Annotated in this window: 19 protein-coding genes; 8 read left to right on the forward strand and 11 right to left on the reverse strand. The window is 49.5% G+C overall.

Going from position 1 to position 17,893, the window contains the following annotated elements; all coding sequences use genetic code 11:
• Positions 1-335: 335 nt before the first annotated feature.
• The 3 genes from IOQ59_RS14840 to IOQ59_RS14850 all read left to right on the forward strand — a co-directional run bounded on the left by IOQ59_RS14840 (position 336) and on the right by IOQ59_RS14850 (position 2,493).
• On the forward strand, positions 336-1,202 hold the full coding sequence (locus tag IOQ59_RS14840) for a phosphate/phosphite/phosphonate ABC transporter substrate-binding protein (RefSeq protein WP_228050928.1): 867 nt from the start codon (positions 336-338) through the stop codon (positions 1,200-1,202).
• A gap of 125 nt (positions 1,203-1,327) precedes the next feature.
• Entirely contained in the window at positions 1,328-1,708 is a 381-nt protein-coding gene (locus IOQ59_RS14845) for a hypothetical protein (RefSeq protein ID WP_193954170.1), read from the forward strand.
• Positions 1,705-2,493, forward strand: coding sequence for a sensor domain-containing diguanylate cyclase (locus IOQ59_RS14850; protein ID WP_193954171.1), 789 nt, complete (start codon positions 1,705-1,707; stop codon positions 2,491-2,493). The genes IOQ59_RS14845 and IOQ59_RS14850 overlap by 4 nt, the downstream gene beginning before the upstream one ends.
• A gap of 108 nt (positions 2,494-2,601) precedes the next feature.
• Here IOQ59_RS14850 and IOQ59_RS14855 read toward each other — a convergent pair whose 3' ends face one another.
• The 6 genes from IOQ59_RS14855 to IOQ59_RS14880 all read right to left on the reverse strand — a co-directional run bounded on the left by IOQ59_RS14855 (position 2,602) and on the right by IOQ59_RS14880 (position 8,287).
• Positions 2,602-3,945: a sigma 54-interacting transcriptional regulator gene (locus tag IOQ59_RS14855; RefSeq protein WP_193954172.1), complete on the reverse strand. Its 1,344-nt coding sequence runs from the start codon at positions 3,943-3,945 to the stop codon at positions 2,602-2,604.
• Positions 3,942-4,418, reverse strand: a complete 477-nt coding sequence (locus IOQ59_RS14860; protein WP_193954173.1) for a hypothetical protein — start codon at positions 4,416-4,418, stop codon at positions 3,942-3,944. Before IOQ59_RS14860 ends, IOQ59_RS14855 begins: the two co-directional genes overlap by 4 nt.
• 20 nt (positions 4,419-4,438) lie before the next feature.
• The gene (locus IOQ59_RS14865; protein WP_193954174.1) at positions 4,439-5,839 is read right to left on the reverse strand and encodes a sensor histidine kinase; all 1,401 of its coding nucleotides are present in this window, start codon (positions 5,837-5,839) and stop codon (positions 4,439-4,441) included.
• 181 nt (positions 5,840-6,020) lie between these two features.
• Positions 6,021-6,317, reverse strand: coding sequence for an EF-hand domain-containing protein (locus tag IOQ59_RS14870; protein ID WP_193954175.1), 297 nt, complete (start codon positions 6,315-6,317; stop codon positions 6,021-6,023).
• A 358-nt stretch (positions 6,318-6,675) separates the two neighbouring features.
• Positions 6,676-7,542, reverse strand: coding sequence for a fumarylacetoacetate hydrolase family protein (locus IOQ59_RS14875; RefSeq protein ID WP_193954176.1), 867 nt, complete (start codon positions 7,540-7,542; stop codon positions 6,676-6,678).
• A gap of 151 nt (positions 7,543-7,693) precedes the next feature.
• A complete protein-coding gene (locus IOQ59_RS14880) occupies positions 7,694-8,287 on the reverse strand; it encodes a TetR/AcrR family transcriptional regulator (protein ID WP_193954177.1) in 594 nt (197 codons plus the stop codon).
• 116 nt (positions 8,288-8,403) lie between these two features.
• On the opposite strand from IOQ59_RS14880, the gene IOQ59_RS14885 reads away from it, so the two are divergent.
• Positions 8,404-9,402, forward strand: coding sequence for a hypothetical protein (locus IOQ59_RS14885; protein ID WP_193954178.1), 999 nt, complete (start codon positions 8,404-8,406; stop codon positions 9,400-9,402).
• Here IOQ59_RS14885 and IOQ59_RS14890 read toward each other — a convergent pair.
• The 3 genes from IOQ59_RS14890 to olsF form a co-directional block, all read right to left on the reverse strand.
• Entirely contained in the window at positions 9,388-10,125 is a 738-nt protein-coding gene (locus IOQ59_RS14890) for a DnaJ domain-containing protein (RefSeq protein WP_371871874.1), read from the reverse strand. The two genes, IOQ59_RS14885 and IOQ59_RS14890, sit on opposite strands and share 15 nt — an antisense overlap.
• Before the next feature lie 105 nt (positions 10,126-10,230).
• Complete coding sequence (locus IOQ59_RS14895) at positions 10,231-10,953, reverse strand: VWA domain-containing protein (RefSeq protein ID WP_193954179.1); 723 nt, start codon at positions 10,951-10,953, stop codon at positions 10,231-10,233.
• 92 nt (positions 10,954-11,045) lie between these two features.
• The gene (gene olsF / locus IOQ59_RS14900) at positions 11,046-12,770 is read right to left on the reverse strand and encodes a bifunctional ornithine lipid synthase OlsF (RefSeq protein ID WP_193954180.1); all 1,725 of its coding nucleotides are present in this window, start codon (positions 12,768-12,770) and stop codon (positions 11,046-11,048) included.
• A gap of 114 nt (positions 12,771-12,884) precedes the next feature.
• Here olsF and IOQ59_RS14905 point away from each other — a divergent pair, with 114 nt between their 5' ends.
• Both IOQ59_RS14905 and dinB read left to right on the forward strand, forming a co-directional pair.
• Positions 12,885-13,217, forward strand: coding sequence for an antibiotic biosynthesis monooxygenase family protein (locus IOQ59_RS14905; protein ID WP_371871875.1), 333 nt, complete (start codon positions 12,885-12,887; stop codon positions 13,215-13,217).
• A 69-nt stretch (positions 13,218-13,286) separates the two neighbouring features.
• Complete coding sequence (gene dinB, locus IOQ59_RS14910; RefSeq protein WP_193954181.1) at positions 13,287-14,354, forward strand: DNA polymerase IV; 1,068 nt, start codon at positions 13,287-13,289, stop codon at positions 14,352-14,354.
• On the opposite strand, the gene IOQ59_RS14915 is transcribed toward dinB, so the two are convergent.
• Together IOQ59_RS14915 and IOQ59_RS14920 are read right to left on the reverse strand one after the other, a co-directional pair.
• On the reverse strand, positions 14,346-15,119 hold the full coding sequence (locus tag IOQ59_RS14915; RefSeq protein WP_193954182.1) for a hypothetical protein: 774 nt from the start codon (positions 15,117-15,119) through the stop codon (positions 14,346-14,348). The two genes, dinB and IOQ59_RS14915, sit on opposite strands and share 9 nt — an antisense overlap.
• Before the next feature lie 22 nt (positions 15,120-15,141).
• On the reverse strand, positions 15,142-15,555 hold the full coding sequence (locus IOQ59_RS14920; RefSeq protein WP_193954183.1) for a DUF3568 family protein: 414 nt from the start codon (positions 15,553-15,555) through the stop codon (positions 15,142-15,144).
• Between the two features lie 108 nt (positions 15,556-15,663).
• Here IOQ59_RS14920 and IOQ59_RS14925 point away from each other — a divergent pair, with 108 nt between their 5' ends.
• Together IOQ59_RS14925 and IOQ59_RS14930 are read left to right on the forward strand one after the other, a co-directional pair.
• On the forward strand, positions 15,664-16,215 hold the full coding sequence (locus tag IOQ59_RS14925) for a nucleoside deaminase (protein ID WP_228050929.1): 552 nt from the start codon (positions 15,664-15,666) through the stop codon (positions 16,213-16,215).
• A gap of 78 nt (positions 16,216-16,293) precedes the next feature.
• Positions 16,294-17,850 (forward strand): SulP family inorganic anion transporter, encoded by a 1,557-nt coding sequence (locus IOQ59_RS14930; RefSeq protein ID WP_193954184.1) that lies wholly within the window; start codon positions 16,294-16,296, stop codon positions 17,848-17,850.
• Positions 17,851-17,893 lie beyond the last annotated feature (43 nt).

Here is a 17,893-nt window from a genome sequence, read left to right on the forward strand (position 1 = left end):
ATTTATGATCGAATTTGAAGACCGCTTGGCGGATTACATTTAACCCTGGCAGTTACACAGAATTATTTACAGGGTCGATTAGCTATGTGTACATCACTTGGTTATCTATTCATCTTGCCCGTTCTTTGAGGCTTTTAGGTTAGCAATTTTCGCTAGGCTACCTGCATGACTGTCCTCGCTTCCTTGATCTCGAAATGCTCTGTCAGCCAGAGTCGTTTCTCGGACTTACTCGAAGGTTCCCTAAACTACTATCATCCATTTCCGCGATTAAAACTGACGGATTGATCTTACGCATTTTTCTTGTCGCGCTATAGGAGTAGTGTTGAATTGACCTGATGTTTGGTCAAAAGGGGTATTTGGTAGTGCTTAAAAAATTGGTAACTATTGCATTTGTCCTTGTAGCAATCACGATACCGTCTGTGTGGGCGGAGCATGCTCCATCAGCTAAACAGTATACACTTGGCATAGTGCCTCAGTTTGCTCAACGGAAACTTTTCCAAGCCTGGCAACCCCTTGTGAAGGAATTAGAAGCGAGAACGGGTTTTTCTATTCACATAGTAGGCAGCCCAAAGATCCCTGCCTTTGAAAAAAGATTTATGGCAGGTGCTTATGACTTCGCCTATATGAATCCTTACCACTTACTATTAGCAAATAAAACACAAGGTTATATTCCTCTTGTAAGGGATGGTTCGCGTGAGCTCAAAGGCGTATTGGTTGTTAAAAAAAATAGCCCTATTAAATCGCTTAATGACCTTGAGAAAAAAGTATTGGCCTTTCCCTCCCCAAATGCTCTTGGTGCTTCGCTCCTTATGAGAGCGGATCTGGTTAAAGAGCACGGATTGAATTTCGTTTCTTTATATGTGCAGACTCACTCCTCGGTTTATCTAAACGTGGCTCTCGATCAAACTGAGGCGGGTGGAGGGGTGTTAAGCACGCTTAATGCGCAGCCAAAAGAACTGAAAGATAAGCTTCGGATACTGTATGAAACCCAAGGTATGCCTACTCATCCTGTTGTGGCACATCCAAGAGTAAGTAAAGAAGATAGAGAAATTTTTAGGCGAGCTTGGTTAGATCTTGCTTCAAGTCAACACGGAAAGGCTCTTCTGGAACGTATCCCTATGTACCGCTCGATATCGACAGATTTCTCGGACTATGAAGCTATTCTTCAGTTGGGGCTGGAAGAGTTTTATGTAGTTGATTGATCGTTTGATGGAGTGGGGATTTTTGGGGGGATAGAGATGTGAAGCTCAGAACAAAGTTCTTCATCATAATGATGTCTATGGCCGCTATGGTTATGGGGTATATCCACGCTATATGGTTTCCACAGATGAAATCCCAGATCGTCTCTATGGTTGAAAAGCAATATAACGCCCACCTGCAAGCGACAGCTGAAGGGCTTGTCCCACTACTGCTTGAGCGTCGACTTGCAAACGTATATGAAACCCTTCAAGCTCATGAAGAAGATAATCCACATTGGATTCAGGTGACTCTAAGGTCTGTTGCTGGCGATTTGTTGTACCCCCTGGATGAACCGCAGTCTATAGGCGGAGAGCCTATGACTTTAACCCTTAAGGAAAATGTTGGGTTTCTTGAACCTTACTTAGCTGAACTAAAAATAGTCATCGATATCTCTTCCATAAACCATGAAGTCAATCAGCTTGAGCGAAAGCTTGGAATCGCATTTACTGTAATCATGGCATTTTTTTGATTGGAATAGGTATAGAGGTCGAAATTATTATTAGAAGACCTATTGGTAAACTAGTAAATGCTTCGAGAGCTTTGGCTAGGGGTACATATTCGTTCACTATTACAAACTACAAAAATGATGAAATAGGGGAGCTTACTTATTACTTCCTGGAGATGAGGTCGGCGCTGGAAAAAAATCATATTAGCTTAAAGAATGAGATTAATGTGCAGCGAAGGAAAGCGGATGATCTTGCGCTTAGAAAAGCGGAGTCCGATTATAAGGCCTATCACGATGCTTTGACCGGTCAAATTAATAGGCAGGGCTTTGAACGTGCGCTATATAATGCGTTGTGTGAATCATCTGAGTATAAGGAAAGAAGTGTTTTACTATACTTGGATTTAGACAGGTTTAAATCAGTTAATGATTCTTGTGGGCATTTGGCAGGAGACCGGATCTTACAAGAAGTTTCAGCTTCAATGAAGAGCGAAATACGAGAAGAAGATTCTTTAGGTAGGCTGGGTGGGGATGAGTTTGGAATAATTTTGAAGTCCTGTTCTCTGAAAAAAGCTCACGAAATAGCTAGTGGCATTATCAATAGGGTCGTTAACTATAGATTTAATTACGAAGAACGTTCCTTTAGTATCGGTGTCAGTATTGGAGTCGCAGAGTATGATGGCGATATTGCTAGTACAGAAAGTTGGCTGCAAAGAGCAGACAAAGCCTGTTACATAGCAAAAAATTCAGGTAGAGGGCAGGTCGTTACTTATAAACATGTGCCTGAACATGAGAGTGATCCAATCCATTAGAAACTACCTAATGATAGGAATTGCTACTTCGGTGTCTGTTATGGGGCGGAAATAAGCACCCTTTCCCCGAGTGCTATGTAGGCATTGATAAGAATTTTGTGAAACGCTTCAACCCGCTTTTAACTTCCCGTTTTCCGGCTTAAATCGCGCCGGCTCCAGGTTGTATTTGTTCAGCAGCTTATAGAAATCCGTACGGTTACGCCCTGCAATACGCGCAGCCTGGCTGGCATTGCCTTCGGTAATCTGCATCACTTTAGTCAGGTAGCGTTGTTCAAACTCGGCGCGGGCGTCGTTGAAGGTCGGCAGCACGTGATCCTGATTGGACAGGGCCTGAGCGATGGCTCCTTCGGAGATGATCGGCGTGGTGCTAAGTGCGGTCACCTGTTCGATGATGTTTTCCAACTGGCGCACGTTACCCGGCCAAGCCATCTGGGCGAGTAGGGTGAGTGCTGCGGGGGAGAGGCCTTTAACTTTGCTGTTATGACGGTCTGCCGCGCGTTCGACGAAATAGCGTGCCAGTAACGGGATATCTTCCGGACGTTCGCGCAGCGGTGGCAGACGCAGGTTGACCACGTTCAGACGGTAATACAGGTCTTCACGGAAGTCGTTTTCCTGCATCGCCTTTTCCAGATCGCGGTGGGTGGCAGAGATCACCCTCACATCGACAGGGATTGATTCGGTACTGCCGACGGGGCGAATCTGACGTTCCTGTAAAACACGCAGTAACTTAACCTGCAATGGCATCGGCATATCGCCGATCTCATCGAGGAAAAGCGTGCCTCCGTCGGCGGCCTGAAACAGGCCCTGATGGCGGCTGACTGCGCCGGTAAACGCGCCTTTAACGTGCCCAAACAGTTCTGATTCCAGCAATTGTTCGGGCAGGGCGCCACAGTTGATGGCAACAAAGGGTTGGCTTCGACGGGGGCTGGCTTTATGAATCGCACGTGCCAGTAACTCTTTACCACTGCCGCTGGCCCCGCTGACGAGAACGCTGACTGCTGAATGGGCTACCCGTTCAGCCTGCGCCAGAAGCTCGGACATGCTGCCGCTACGCGTGACGATCTCTTTGCACCAGTCTGCCGGACTGGCGGGGGTACCGGAGAGGGCTGACTCAATAGTTTCCAGCAGTTGTTCACGATCGATCGGTTTAGTCAGAAAACCAAATACACCATCCTGAGTCGCTTTCACCGCTTCTGGAATTGAGCCATGGGCCGTGATAATCACCACGGGCAGGTCCGGGCGGCGTTTCTGGACCTGATCAAACAGTTCGAGACCGTCCATACCCTCCATGCGGAGATCAGTCAGCACCAGATCAATGCTGTCATCCAGACGGGAGAGGGCTTGTGCGCCGTTTTCTGCACACGTTACCTGATAGCCGCTGGATGTCAGGCGTAAACTGAGCAGTTTAAGCAGCGAGGTATCGTCATCGACAAGCAGAATGTGAGTACTCACTGGGCTATCTCCCGGTCGCGGCTAATCTCCTGTTCAATTTGAGTCAGCGCTTCGATCTTTTTACGCAGCTCTAGGTTTTCTTTCCGTAAACTGCTGCTGTACTGATTAATTTGCAGCAGTAGCTTAGCTTGAGCATGGCGGAGCAGCAGGTAGCGATCACCCGGACATTCCTTCGAAGGATTGGTGCCCTGTTGTCTGTAGTATTGTAGAGACTTTGTCAGATCGCTGACGCTGGATTTTGGCTGCGACAACAACAGTGCGCTTTGGGGGTGGTCCATAGCCTTGATTGCGTTGTGAAGCATTTCCTGTTGTTGTGTCCCGTTTGCTGTCAGGTAGTTGCGTTCTTGTAACAGCAGGCCGCTGAGGCGTGCGTCGCCGATATGGCATCCGGTGACGACGTTCGGGCTTTCTTCATACATCTCTTTCAATTGTTGCTGAAACTCACAGCCTGTGATCAGGGTTGTCAGCAGCAATACGATTCCAATACGCATTCTTAGGTACTCAATTCACTTAGTGCCAGACGAAAACAGACTTTGTTTTCCTGATTGCTGTGCAAGCTTAGTTCAGATTTCAAAGCCTGTGCGGCGTCTTGGGCAATACTCAGGCCGATCCCCGAGCCTTTAATGGCACCGACACGCTTATGGCTGCCCTGATAGAAGGGTTCGAACAGGTGGGGAACATCGTCATCCGGGATAACCGGACCGCTGTTTTCTACATCAACCAGAAGCTGATTTTTCAGTGGTTCCAGCTGTATGGATAGCACCCCATTTGCGGTGCCGTAGTGTGCTGCATTGGATATAAGGTTTGTCAGAATACGCAGCAGCATCGCTCGATCTGTATGCCAGTATACCTTTTTCTCGGGTAGTCTGACCTGAATCTTTTTCTGTTCCAGCTGCAATTTATGGGGTGTTAGCGCTTCATTTACCAGCATCCGCAGATCCAGCTTTTGTGGCTGGATAGGCTCTTGCTGCCCCAGTCGATTGTAATCCAGAAGTTGCTCGATCAGGGACTGCAGCTCGTGCGCGTTGGACTGCAGCAACCCAACAATTTCCTGCTGTGAGTCGTTCAGGGGGCCGGCGACTTCTTCGGCCAGCAGATCAGAGCCTTCGCGTAATGTGGTGAGCGGGGTTTTAAGTTCGTGTGACATGTGGCGAAGAAAACGCTGCTTTTCACCTTCTAACTGTTGCAGCTCTTGCCCTAGCCAGTCGAGCTGTTCGTCCAGTTCAACCAGTTCTCGGGGGCCACCAACTCGGGTTCCGAAGGTACGTTCACCCTGACCCAATGCCCTGATCCGGCTGCCAAGCCTTAAAACGGGGCGGCTGATACGACGGCTAAAGAACACCATCATCAGAGCGGACATGCCAATTAGAATAGATGCCTGTACAACCAGCGCGTTCTGGGTGTTGTGTGCCACGGTATTAAGATCTTTCAAACGCACATCCAGTGCTTGATCAAGGCGGACGTTGAGGTCTCGTGTCAGGCTGATGAGCAACAATCCCTCTGGATCAAAGTTGGAATCTGCCAATTTATCCAGATGTTCGTAAATCAGATGGATGTGATCGCTGGCATCCAGGGCGAAGCTCTGAATTGTGAGTAACTGGCGATAGTTGTTGATCTGATCGATCAGACGAAGTTTGATCTCTTCCCGAGCCAGGATTTTGTATTGACGGGATGCGCGGGTAATGTCTTCTGCCAGTTGTTGCATTGATTGACCGCGACGGCTGATCTCAAGCGACTGGCGTGCAAGATCACGCCCCATGGCGGACTGTTCGACTAATGCGTTACTGGCTTGAAACAGCAGGATGCCCAGTGGCATCACCACGAGGATAAATGCGACCAGCACAAGTTGTTTCAGCGAATTTGGACGCCAGTTAGCGAAACGTGATTGATTCATGAACGGCTGGGAATAAGTTGAACATTTATAGGAATTATCTACCAAAGCGTCCATGAGGTTAAGTCCATATTACAAAAGGGGCAGGCCATATCCAGGTAGGTAGGGTAGGAGATATGGCCTGTAAGAGCGCTTCTGAACCATCAGTTGGGAGGGATATGGTTCAGGACGCTAACGCTATTACTTACAGAGTAAATACAGCGTTTTTAGCAGATAGGTACGCAGTTGTTTCCGTATCTGTCTGAATGAGTGAAAACTCCGCCTCGGTCAGGTAACCGTCTTTGTTAACATCCAGTTCTTCAAACTGCTGAACCAGCGGTGCAGTATCTTTTGCTTCAACAGCACTGATCTTGCCATCGTTGTTCTGGTCCAGCTGTTCGAAAGCGGTAGGCTTTTCAGCTTCTGTGGTTTCAGTTGCCAGTACAGCAACGGGAGTTGCCAGAAGAGCAGTAACCAGAGCGATTGCAGACATCTTTTTCATAATTGATTCCTTCAAAATAAAAGACTGTATTTAAAAATCAGGATGTATATATCAATCTGCGTGCCAAAATTATTTAAATCTTTATAAAACAAATGGTTATGTGTTTGTTTTGGTGGCTTTAATGTGTGCAGGTAGTGAAGGCTGACGAAATTGTCTGAAAATACTGGAAATCTGTCTGCTTATAGCGACATTGAAAACGGAGTTGATGTAAAAGCACCGAGAAATGGGCCTTTAGGGATGTTGCTAAAAAGCGACAGGTTTAGGGTGTTGTCTGTGAAACACCGACAACCTCTTGAGTGATGAGGCTTTTCACGAGGTTGTCGAATGCTGAGAGTTGCTTTAGAGCGTCGCTGACCGTTTAGAACTGAACGGTATCTTGCGGTTCTTCGATAACGGGGTTGCTAAGCTGACCGATGCCCTCTATCTCAATAGTGACCCGGTCGCCCGGCTTCATATAACCGCGGGGTTTCATTTTCACTCCAACGCCTGAGCACGTGCCCGTTGCGATCACGTCACCGGGCTTGAGTGTGCATACCGTTGATAGGGTTTCCACCAACTTGTAGCAATCAAAGATCAAATGTTGGGTGTTGGAGTGCTGACGTAATTCTTCATTAACCCATGTCTTCAGTTCCAGGTTATGGGGCTCAATCTCGTCAGCAGTGACAATCCACGGGCCCATTGGGCCGTGTGTATCGAAGGACTTACCTAAGGTCCAGGTGGGCGCTTTGATCTGCCAGTCACGAATGGAGACATCGTTGACGATGGTGTAACCGGCAATCACAGTGTGGGCGTGCTCATAAGGAACGTGGCGGCAGGTTTTTCCAATGACTATAGCCAGCTCCCCTTCGTAATCCAGTTTCTCTGAGACACGTGGGCGGTGAATGTCATCGTCCGGGCCGATGATACAGCTGCTTTGTTTATTGAAGATGGTTGGAAATTCGGGAGTGTCCAGTCCGGTTTCTTCAATATGGTCGGCGTAATTGAGGCCGACACCTAAAAATTTCTCTGGTTGCTGTACCGGAGCCAATAGCTGTATCTGGTCCAGTGAGATGCCCGTGCCTTTCTCTGTCAGTATCTGCAGGTTGTGCTTCAGATCGTTCAGATTGCCTAATAGGGTAATCATATCAGTTGGAAGAGCGGGGTCCTGACCGGTGGAATATGCCTGATCGTTGGCGATCACACCTATGTGAATCTGGTCGTTGTAGCGAAAGCGTGCCAGTTTCATAGAAACTCCTTGCAGCAGTGTTTTTCTTTTCGTGCATTATGGCGTGTAGATACAGGGCTGAACAGATTAATAGCCAGGTCGGGCCAAAACGAAAAAGGGTTCATAACCTTATGATTATGAACCCTTCGATTGACGCTTAGTGTCGTATCGGTCAGTGCTTGACGATAGGCAGAGCGTTCAGCATATTGGATACAATGCTCTGATAGGACTCTGCGTGAGGACGTTTGCTGCTCATCACACGCATCCCCCACATTCCAGCCATCAGGAATTTAGCCAATGCTTCCGGTGATGCCTCTGCGGTCAGCTCACCCTGCTGTTGAGCGCGGGCCAGCGTATCGGCAAACATCTTTTCAATTTGATCCAGATAATTCGTGATCCTCTCCCTGATCTCATCATCTTCCGTGGCCAGTTCCAGCATGGTGTTAACCATCAGACAGCCGCGACCAATTTCATCCATCGCGATGTCGTCACTGAAACGGTCAAAAAATGCCTGTATTGCTTCAATAGGACTATCATTGTTGAGCAAACAGGATGATACGCGGGCCAGGCTGTTCTGAGCGTAGGTGTCGATCACCTCCATGAACAGGCCGCGTTTACTGTGAAAAGCACCGTACAGAGAACCGGGCTTAAGGTTGGTAGCTTTTACCAAATCCGTTACTGATGTCCCGGTGAAACCGGTACGCCAGAACACTTCCATGGCTTTTTCGAGCACGTCGCGACGTACAAATTCGGCAGGTCTTGCCATCGTCTTTCCCTCCTTGATAAGTTTGCCTATTATCTCACTCTCTTTGTGGAACGATCAATAAAGCTTCGTGCTGCTTTTGTTGAATAATTAGTCTATTTAATCTTTTTTGGGGCGTGATGCTAAGGTTTCTTGTGGTTTTAGGTGTTGGGCTGCTGTTGTCGGGTTGTGGCAATACGGCTAAGCACGTCACGTCCAGTGAATTTCAGCGCGGTGTGGTGATTCGCGACGCCGGGCAATTGGTATTGCGTCCCTGTCATGGGACCAGCGGTCATCCTCTGCAAGATGACAGTGGAGAACTCCTGCGTTGGTTTGATCAGGCGCCGGTTGCATTGGGTCAGGCCTACGCTGAATTGATGGTGTTTCCCGATTCTGTAGATCCCGGACTCAAGCGTATCGATCAAGTGTTGTTGGTAGGGTCTCAGCCTCGCGCCTGTGATTTTGAGTTGAACGGAAATCATTACCGGGCGGCGGGTGAAAAACCTTTGTGGATTGCGGATGTGAGGGACGAGGGCATTCGCGTCAAAGTGCGGGGTTCTTTACGTCAGCTGCGTTTTCCATCTGTAGAACCCGAGCGTACTGATACGGGTCTACTGATCTGGCGTAGCCAATTGAATATGCAGGAGGGTTATCAGATGTCACTGACATTGAGTCGTGAGGTTTGTCATGATCAGTATGGAACCCGCTATCCCTATTCTGCTGAATTGACGTTAAATACGTTCAATCTGACCGGCTGTGCACGCGAGGGGAACCTGGGTCTGCGCAGTCTGGTGGCGCGTTACCGCTATGAAGATACAGCACTGTCCCTACAGCTTGATCTCAAGGCTGATGGTCAATTGATTCTGACCGATGTCAGGCGGGAAGCCGAAGGTACGGTTGCCAGCTATATGAAGGGTGAGTGGCGGGTGTTAGAAAGCGGGCGGGTATTGTTGGAGGTGTCGTTATCCGGAGGCACTAAGCAGCTGCTGTTTCTTGAACGTGAAGGTCATGGATCTCTGAGGATCAAACCCGGCCATAAACCTTATCAGGCCGGGGTCTTATTACGTCGTCAGGAAACGCTACCATCAGAGCATAAATTTGATAGCAGACAGGCTTCAGATCCATCAGCTGTTCAGTAACAGGTCTTTGGCTTGATTGATCTTCGCGGCGAGATAGTCGCTACCTCCGCGATCAGGATGTAACTTTTGCATCAGACGCCGATGAGCATCGATAATCGTCTGCTCATCGGCCCCCGATGGGAGTCCTAAAATACTGTAAGCTTCCTCACGGCTCATGGCACCGCTTGCCTTTGAGGGCTGTTGCTGAGAAGACTGCTGACCCGGATCGTCTTCCCGCCAGCTATCACCAAATCGTTTGTCCAGGTAGGCTTCTAGCAAGCGAGCAGATTCCGCATCCTGCTGGCGGCACTGTGACAACAACTCAATAAACTCCTGTTCACCGAGATCTCCCAGTTCTCGTCCCTGCATGGGACCGGTCAATACGGTGCCGTACATCACTCCTGAATCGTGATCCAATGTCATACGAATCATCGATGTTTGTACTTCCGAGTGGTTCCCGGCGGTTTTTTGGCCTGCTTGTTTTTGATTGTAGAGATGCTTGAGAAACGGCAGGAAGCGGATGATCAACGGCAAAAGTTTACGCATAAAGGGCAACACAGCGGCGATCAGTACACCGAGCCAGTGCAAACGTCCGGTAATTGCCAGATAAATCAGTGCCATTGTCACAATCACGGTGATCACTTTGATGACAGCGGCACGACGCTGTTTCACCGGTTTGGATCGAATCCATATCATTCCGGCGATGGCGACGGTCCCAAGCAATACCAGACCCAGTGGATGCACAGTTAACTCCTTGTGTTCAGATAATACCGTCAGATGATACGACGATAACTTTATACTGCTTAGTATACTGTTTTCTTGATGAGTTCAGATCAGTTGTGTTCCATCTTAAGGTCTGGAATGTCCTTTCAACTGATGGGTCAGCTGAAGTACCTCGCCGGGTTTGTCTTTGGCAAAGTTCTCCAGCGCTTTTGGGCCACCTGCGGCATATACAGCAACGGCTGCTAGCAATGCTTTCAGAATTCGGGCGCTGCCGCTGTTAAAGCCGCAATAGGCTCCGCCGGACAGTCGGGCCAGTTCTTTAAACGTGCGCTTGGCCACCAGTTCATTACCTTCCTGAAAGATAAACACGGGCGTGCCCAGTAAACCCAATTCACCGGCCAACCGGCTCAGTTTATCCGCAGGTTCTTCAAGGCAATCACCGATAAATACCACCGCCTGTATTTTCCGGCGTCGGGTTTCCAGCAGGGCGTGATTGAGTACCCGTAATAACTGTGTGTGACCTGCCATGCAGTTCACCTGATTCATACGATCAAGCAAGGCATGGGTGTTACTGAACCAGCCGGTATGTTCGAACTGTGCGTAACCGTGGTAGTAGCACAGCTGAACCTGAAGCCCGCCTGTTTTTCCGGCCTCGATGAACATTTCGCTTTGTAGGTGGCAGGCCTGATCCCAGGTACGCTGACGACTGGCGGTGGCATCTAAGGCGAATAGCAGGCGTCCTTCAGCGCCAGTGTTTAGCGTGGCTGGAGCACGGGTGACCTGATCCAGAAAGGCATCAAGCTCTTGTTTAGACGCGGTTTTTACCGGGTGGTTGTTTTGATTACTCATCTTCAGATCCTGTGATGACCCTTATGAGTATAGCGAAAACGGATAGAGGAATTGGAGGAAAAATACCGGGTCTGAGTGACCCGGCAGTTGGTTTATTCGCCGATGTAACGAAGGCGTTTCTTTGTTTTAACGTAATCCAGGTCGACGAGTACTAAGCCGTCTACGCAGTAGTTGAAGTCCGCATCGACGCCGAAGTCGAGAAAGCGAACGCCGCCTTCTTCGCACAGGTCGCTGTACTGTTTGTACAAAGTGGGGACGCTCACCCCGAGAAACTCCATCTGCTCTTTCATCACCCGGAAATCGGCTTTGTAGTCGTTGCCGTTAAACATGCGCGCCATATTCTGCGCGGTCGCATCGTCCAGCTGATAGGGGGAGAAGGATCGAGCCAGATGCTCATTGTCTTTGAAGTAGTGGCTGTAGAACCAGATCAGCATGTCTTTGGCGGCTTTCGGATACGAGTTGCTCAGACTGACTGGACCGAACATGTAGCGAATGTCTGGGTTTTTGCGTAGATATGCACCAATCCCGTACCAAAGGTAGTCCAGGCTGCGTTTGCCCCAGTATTTGGGTTGTACAAAACTGCGCCCCAGCTCGATTCCGCGTTCGAAGTAGATATCCATCTGTTCGTTGTAGTTGAATAGAGTCGAACTGTAGAGTTCGTGCTCGCTCTCGCTTTTCAGTTTTGACACTTCTGCCAGACGGTACGCACCGGCGATCTCCAGTTCTTCGTCATCCCATAGAATCAGATGCCGATAGTGCTGATCGTACCGATCCAGGTCTTTCTTTTCGCCTGTCCCTTCACCGACACAACGGAACGCAATTTCGCGCAAACGTCCCACTTCATTGATAACCGCAGAATCAGCGCGGTAGTCAAACAGATAGATTTTTTTACCGTCTGAGGTTTCACCCAGTAACTCGGATGACTTTAGTTCTTGCTTAATTATTTGGCGATCTTGCGGATGTGCAATGGTTTTTTCAGTGATAAAAAGTGGGGTACGGCCTTTGGCGATACGATACAGGTGTTTCTTCAGCAGCTTACATTTTTCGGGTGTTGAAACCGGAACCGCGTCCAGTTGGCTGAATGGAATCGGTTCGCCCACCTTCAGAGGAATGGATACCGATTTCTTGTTAAACATCTCCCGAGCCAGCAATAAGGTCGAGAGGTTACGGTTTACATAAGAGGCGCTATAGAACAGCGATGAGTTTTTGCCGCCGATGAAAGTGGGCAGAATTGGAGCATTGGCTTTACGTGCAAATCGGATAAAACCGCTGTTCCATTTACCGTCTTTGATCCCGGTGACGCCAGCGCGGGATACCTCACCGGCAGGAAAAACAATCACTGCCTCTTCGTTTTGCAGGCTTTCTACAATACGGGCGATGTCGCGCTTGCGGGTGTTTTTGCCCATATTATCGACTGGTAGGAACAGATTCTTCAGCGGGTCGAAATTCATCAGCAGGTCGTTGGCGATAATCTTCACATCTCGACGTACTTCACCAATCGCCTTGAGTAGTGTTAATCCATCCAATGCGCCCAGCGGATGATTAGCCACAATCAGAACGCGTCCGCTGGACGGAATGTTCATGCGGTCTTTGTTGCTCATGGTGTAACTGAAGTTGAAGTAATCCAGTACGCGATCAATAAATTCGAAGCCAGTGGCATCGGCATTGTCATGCAGAAAATCGTTAATTTCGTTCTCGCGGATCAGCTTACGCAGCATAAACAGCGTAGAGCGTTTTACCGGTGCGGGTTTCTGCACAAACGTGGGATATTTATGGGTCAGAGCTTTTTCAACGTTGATCACGCTGTATACCTTCATCTGGTCGTTTCGTATGAAAAATATATGGAAGATTTGTGACTGTCGGTTGACGCAATTCTTACCCTTTGATGACGCTTGGCGGGGCAAGGTAAAAAGCGTTTAATGAACAGGTAGGTGAAACTGAAAGGAGCAGACTCGATGCAGTATGTAGTGGCAAACCGTATTTATGTGGCGGATGGATGGCAGGACACTTTTGAAGAACGTTTTCGCAAACGTGCGGGTGAGATCGACAAACAGCCGGGGTTTGTGCGAATGGAAGTGCTGAGGCCTGCTAAAGAAGGGATGCCCTATATTGTGCAGACGCATTGGGCCGACAAGACCAGCTTTGACGGTTGGGTAGGTAGCGATGATTTTAAGCGCTCTCATGCAAACCCACTGCCAAAAGAGGCGTTCAGTCAGAAAGGTGGGCTAGAGATGCACGAGGCCATTATCTCTACGGATCAGTAAGCACTGTTTTACAGAGATATTTGGACAACACGCTGCTTTTGATTATTATCTGTATAAATATACAGTTAAATGGATGGGCGGGTGCAGCGGAAAATCATTCATTGCGATTGTGATTGCTTCTTTGCGGCAGTAGAGATGCGGGACAATCCGGCGTTGGCGAATATCCCGATTGCGGTGGGCGGCAGTTCTGATCGTCGTGGCGTGATCTCTACCTGCAATTATCAAGCGCGGGAATACGGTGTGCGTTCCGCCATGGCCACCGCCCGTGCGATCAAACTCTGTCCCAATCTCACCGTTATCCCCGGTCATATGGAAAAGTATCGTCAGGTGTCTCAACAGGTCATGGCGATCTATCGGGACTACACTGACCTTATTGAACCGCTGTCTCTGGACGAAGCCTTTCTGGATGTGACCGATTCTGAGCACTGTAAAGGCAGTGCCACCCTGATCGCGCAAGAGATTCGTGCACGTATTAAAGCGGAAGTGGGTATTACCGTTTCATCCGGTGTAGCGCCTTCTAAGTTTCTCGCAAAAATCGCCAGTGATTGGGATAAACCGGACGGCCTTTATGTGATCAGGCCCCATGAGGTTGACGCGTTTGTGGAAGTGTTGCCGGTTGAAAAAATTTTTGGTGTGGGCGAGAAAACGGCTGCACGGCTGCATAAACTGGGAGTAAAGCAGTGCGGCGATCTGCGCAGTTACACGCTGGCACAGCTTGTGGATCACTTTGGGCGGTTTGGTAAACGCTTATATGAACTCTGCCGCGGGGTTGATGATCGGCCAGTAAAGGTGAGCCGGGAGCGCAAATCAATCAGTGTGGAAAATACCTTTTCGCAGGATCTTCCCGATCTGGAGAGTTGTTTGGAGCATCTGCCTGAACTGATGCAGAGTCTGGAGTCCCGGTTCGAAAAGCACCGAGAGAAACGTACGGTGAAAGGTGCGGTGGTTAAGGTAAAGTTTGCCGATTTCACGCAAACGACGGTTGAGCATGCGTCAGATCAACCTGATCTGGAGCTGTTTGCCGTGCTGATGCGCGAAGCCTGGGGGCGGGGCAACAAGCCCGTGCGCCTGTTGGGTGTCGGTTATCGCTTGGGGCAGTTTCAGCAGAAACAGGGAGAGCAGCTCAGTTTACTTTGATTTTTTACCATGGCCGTAGGCGTTGCCGTTGCCTGCTGAACCTTGATTCAGGCCACTCGAAATACCCGAACTGATGCCTGTTCCAGCACCGGATCTGATCATTGAACTGTTGTGGCTGGCTTTAGCGTGCGGGCCACTCGGTTTTTTGCTCTGACCATACGCGTGACCGCGTTGCACACCCGGGCTGGTGATACTGTTACCTAAACCATCTGTGATCCCCACGCCTGAGGGGCGATAGCCGTTATTTGACTGGGCAGGAGAGGGAGTGGATACCCTTGTTGAAGTATTGCGGGTGTCTATTGTTGAGGTGGTGGTAGGCAGTACCTGAGGATGATTGATGCGGTTCATCTGTGCACCTACGGTGGTATCCAGTGAGTGGGCGATCTCACCCCAACCCATTCCACTGTTTCGCATGGCTAGAATTTCCTGCATATTGCCGCCATTATGCTCAGTTAATGCCAGAACCTTCACTACATTGCCATACCCCATGCCACCCGTGGCTTGAAGTGTTTCTCCGTTATAGACGAACTCGTTGCCACTGCGTAACCCTGTGACCACTGCCATGGGGTCATCTTGCGAAGCAAGCAGTTGATCAAAGTCACCGCTGATACGCTCTACATGCTGAGGATTGGTGCTTTTGGTGGTTGCTTCATCGAGCGTTGGTTGCTCGTTGTTTGACGAATCGTCCTCTGCGTACAAAGGCTGCGTCCAAGCCAGTAATAAACTAGCGCAGAATGCGCTAAACAGTATGTTCGTACGTTTCATGAGAGTGTTCCCCAATGTTTCCCTAGCCTCGGCCGATTAATGCAATTTCGGTTTGGGCAATGATTTCTGCTGCCGTCGCGCGATCAACCTGAAGATCTTTTTTAGCCACCGAACGCATCCGAGTTGTTTTACTGCTGATGGGTTCAAGAAAGATCTCTATTTTCCAGCCAGCTGCTTTTGCGATGATGGTTTCGCCTTCATCGGTGACTTGGCGGTCTTCAATCTTTATATCCATACGTCGGAGGGCCGTTTTGGCCGCACTGCGTACACCTGAAACTGGCGCAGTAAAGGTCTTATGCGCATAACCATTTAACGTATAGCCGACCCCTGTCGCTGTCCCCACGCCAAATAATGTCATGCTGACTGGTTCACAACCGGTCAGGGTAAACACGCTCAGAATCAACGGTAGTATGAAACGACGAACTGATCTGGACATGACGACTTCCTTTCGCTGGCTGTTTAATGATCAATATAGACAAGGATTTTGTAGTCCGTACACCTAATAGACATTGCTGATTGGGCAGAGTCGGCTAAGAATGTAGCTATGGATATAGAAAATCTGCGGGCTGAGTACGAAGCTCTGCCAGTCGCGCTGGCGCATAAAGATGAACAAATGGGGCGTCGATGCTGTTCGTTGGCGATTGAAGCGCTGCGCAATCACAGCTATGGCATCGGAGCAGTATTGAGCGATGACCACGGTGATATTTTGGTTGAAGGTTATAACCGTGTCTTCGAGCAACACTTTCGGGCTGCCGCGCATGCAGAGATGGAGCTGTTGGATGCATTCGAAACACAATATCCGAACTATGGTGATCGCAGCGAACTGACGCTTGTGGTGTCACTCGAACCTTGTCCTATGTGCTTTGCCCGAATTTTGGCCAGTGGGATTGGTCGGGTGCGCTATCTGGCTAAAGACAATGATGGTGGTATGGCGCATCGGGTGCGTCATCTGCCTGCCGCATGGCGAAATCTTGCCAGTTTGGGTGATTACGGGGCCGCAGACGTGAGTCGCCCGTTACGTGAATTTGCCGCTAAACTCGCCGAATTTGCCTTATTTGAGAAAAGAAAACGTCTAATTCAGCAAATCCGTGGGTGATATGCTGCGAGTGCAAAGGTGTTCTGATATACTCGCGCCCTTTTTCCGAACTGCATAAAAATTGCGCAGAGAGTCTCAATGTTTCAACTGATTGCTTCACGCACAAGTAGCCTGAAAAGTGATGTCCTTTCCGGTCTGACGGTCGCGCTGGCATTGGTACCGGAGGCGGTTGCATTCGCCTTTGTTGCTGGTGTTGAGCCACTGGTCGGACTGTACGCTGCCTTTATGGTAGGCCTGATCACCGCAGCCATCGGTGGTCGTCCAGGTATGATTTCCGGCGCAACCGGCGCACTGGCGGTCGTTATGGTCAGCCTGGTGGCTTTGCATGGTGTGGAATATCTGTTTGCGACAGTGGTCCTGATGGGTATTTTCCAGATACTGGCGGGGGTTTTCCGCTTAGGTAAGTTTATCCGTCTGGTGCCGCATCCGGTGATGTTGGGTTTTGTGAACGGTCTGGCGATCGTGATCTTCCTCGCGCAGATGAAGCAGTTCCAGTTTCTGGATGAAAGCACGGGTGAACTGGCGTGGCTGCAGGGTAACCAGATGTACCTGATGCTGGGCCTGGTGGCGTTGACCATGGCGATCATTCATTTCCTGCCTAAGCTGACCAAAGCACTGCCATCTTCACTGGTGGCGATTGTGACGGTGGCTGCACTGGTCATCGGATTAGATCTGGATGCACGTAACGTTCAGGATGTCCTGCGTGATATGACCGGTGACCCACTGGCAACAATCGCAGGTGGTTTCCCAGAGTTCCATATCCCAATGGTTCCGATCTCACTGGAAACGTTGCAGATCATCGTGCCTTACGCGTTGATTCTGGCGGCGATTGGTCTGATTGAATCCCTCCTGACGCTGACGCTGATTGATGAGATTACCGATACCCGCGGACGTGGTAATAAGGAATGTGTTGGTCAGGGCGTTGCGAACGTGGCGACTGGCTTCTTTGGTGGTATGGGTGGTTGTGCCATGATCGGCCAGAGTATGATTAACATCAACTCCGGTGGTCGTGGTCGGATGTCCGGTATCTCTGCTGCATTGTTCCTGCTGGCCTTTATTCTGGTCGGTTCTGCACTGATTGAAATGATCCCGGTAGCGGCGCTGATCGGCGTGATGTTTATGGTTGTATTGGGCACGTTTGAATGGGCGAGTTTCCGTCTGTTGGGTCGTATCCCTCTGTCCGACACGCTGGTGGGTATCACCGTTGCTGTTGTTACGGTACTGACCGATCTGGCGATTGCCGTTATCGTGGGTGTGATCATGTCTGCGCTGGTATTTGCGTGGAAACATGCCAAACAGATGGATTTCACGGTTCAGGGTGACGACAAGCAGAAGATTTATCTGCCAAACGGTCCGCTGTTCTTTGCCTCCATTCAGACTTTCCGTGATCAGTTTGATCCGGCTAACGATCCCGATGATGTGATTGTTGATTTCGCTAACTGCCGTGTTATGGATCACTCCGGGTTGGAAGCGATTGATTCACTGGCGGACCGTTACATGAAAGCGGGAAAAGAGCTGCACATCCGGCACTTGAGCCCTGAGTGTCGTGACCTACTGCGCAAGGCCGGCAACTTGGTGGAAGTGAATGTGATCGAAGATCCAAAATACAAAGTGGCGACCGATACGCTGGCTTAAGCCAGGCTGCATCGCCGTTTATAAAAAGCCGCTACCTTTTGGT

This window comes from Pontibacterium sinense, assembly GCF_015209595.1.
GTDB classification, from domain to species: Bacteria; Pseudomonadota; Gammaproteobacteria; order Pseudomonadales; family Balneatricaceae; genus Pontibacterium; species Pontibacterium sinense.

What these genes read in the sequence shown, in the direction of transcription:
- IOQ59_RS14840 (WP_228050928.1), top strand. Translation starts at nt 336, where the DNA reads ATGTTTGGTCAAAAGGGGTATTTGGTAGTGCTTAAAAAATTGGTAACT.
- IOQ59_RS14845 (WP_193954170.1), top strand. Translation starts at nt 1,328, where the DNA reads ATGAAATCCCAGATCGTCTCTATGGTTGAAAAGCAATATAACGCCCAC.
- IOQ59_RS14865 (WP_193954174.1), bottom strand. Translation starts at nt 5,839, where the DNA reads ATGAATCAATCACGTTTCGCTAACTGGCGTCCAAATTCGCTGAAACAA.
- IOQ59_RS14870 (WP_193954175.1), bottom strand. Translation starts at nt 6,317, where the DNA reads ATGAAAAAGATGTCTGCAATCGCTCTGGTTACTGCTCTTCTGGCAACT.
- IOQ59_RS14875 (WP_193954176.1), bottom strand. Translation starts at nt 7,542, where the DNA reads ATGAAACTGGCACGCTTTCGCTACAACGACCAGATTCACATAGGTGTG.
- IOQ59_RS14880 (WP_193954177.1), bottom strand. Translation starts at nt 8,287, where the DNA reads ATGGCAAGACCTGCCGAATTTGTACGTCGCGACGTGCTCGAAAAAGCC.
- IOQ59_RS14885 (WP_193954178.1), top strand. Translation starts at nt 8,404, where the DNA reads ATGCTAAGGTTTCTTGTGGTTTTAGGTGTTGGGCTGCTGTTGTCGGGT.
- IOQ59_RS14895 (WP_193954179.1), bottom strand. Translation starts at nt 10,953, where the DNA reads ATGAGTAATCAAAACAACCACCCGGTAAAAACCGCGTCTAAACAAGAG.
- olsF (WP_193954180.1), bottom strand. Translation starts at nt 12,770, where the DNA reads ATGAAGGTATACAGCGTGATCAACGTTGAAAAAGCTCTGACCCATAAA.
- dinB (WP_193954181.1), top strand. Translation starts at nt 13,287, where the DNA reads ATGGATGGGCGGGTGCAGCGGAAAATCATTCATTGCGATTGTGATTGC.
- IOQ59_RS14915 (WP_193954182.1), bottom strand. Translation starts at nt 15,119, where the DNA reads ATGAAACGTACGAACATACTGTTTAGCGCATTCTGCGCTAGTTTATTA.
- IOQ59_RS14920 (WP_193954183.1), bottom strand. Translation starts at nt 15,555, where the DNA reads ATGTCCAGATCAGTTCGTCGTTTCATACTACCGTTGATTCTGAGCGTG.
- IOQ59_RS14925 (WP_228050929.1), top strand. Translation starts at nt 15,664, where the DNA reads ATGGATATAGAAAATCTGCGGGCTGAGTACGAAGCTCTGCCAGTCGCG.
- IOQ59_RS14930 (WP_193954184.1), top strand. Translation starts at nt 16,294, where the DNA reads ATGTTTCAACTGATTGCTTCACGCACAAGTAGCCTGAAAAGTGATGTC.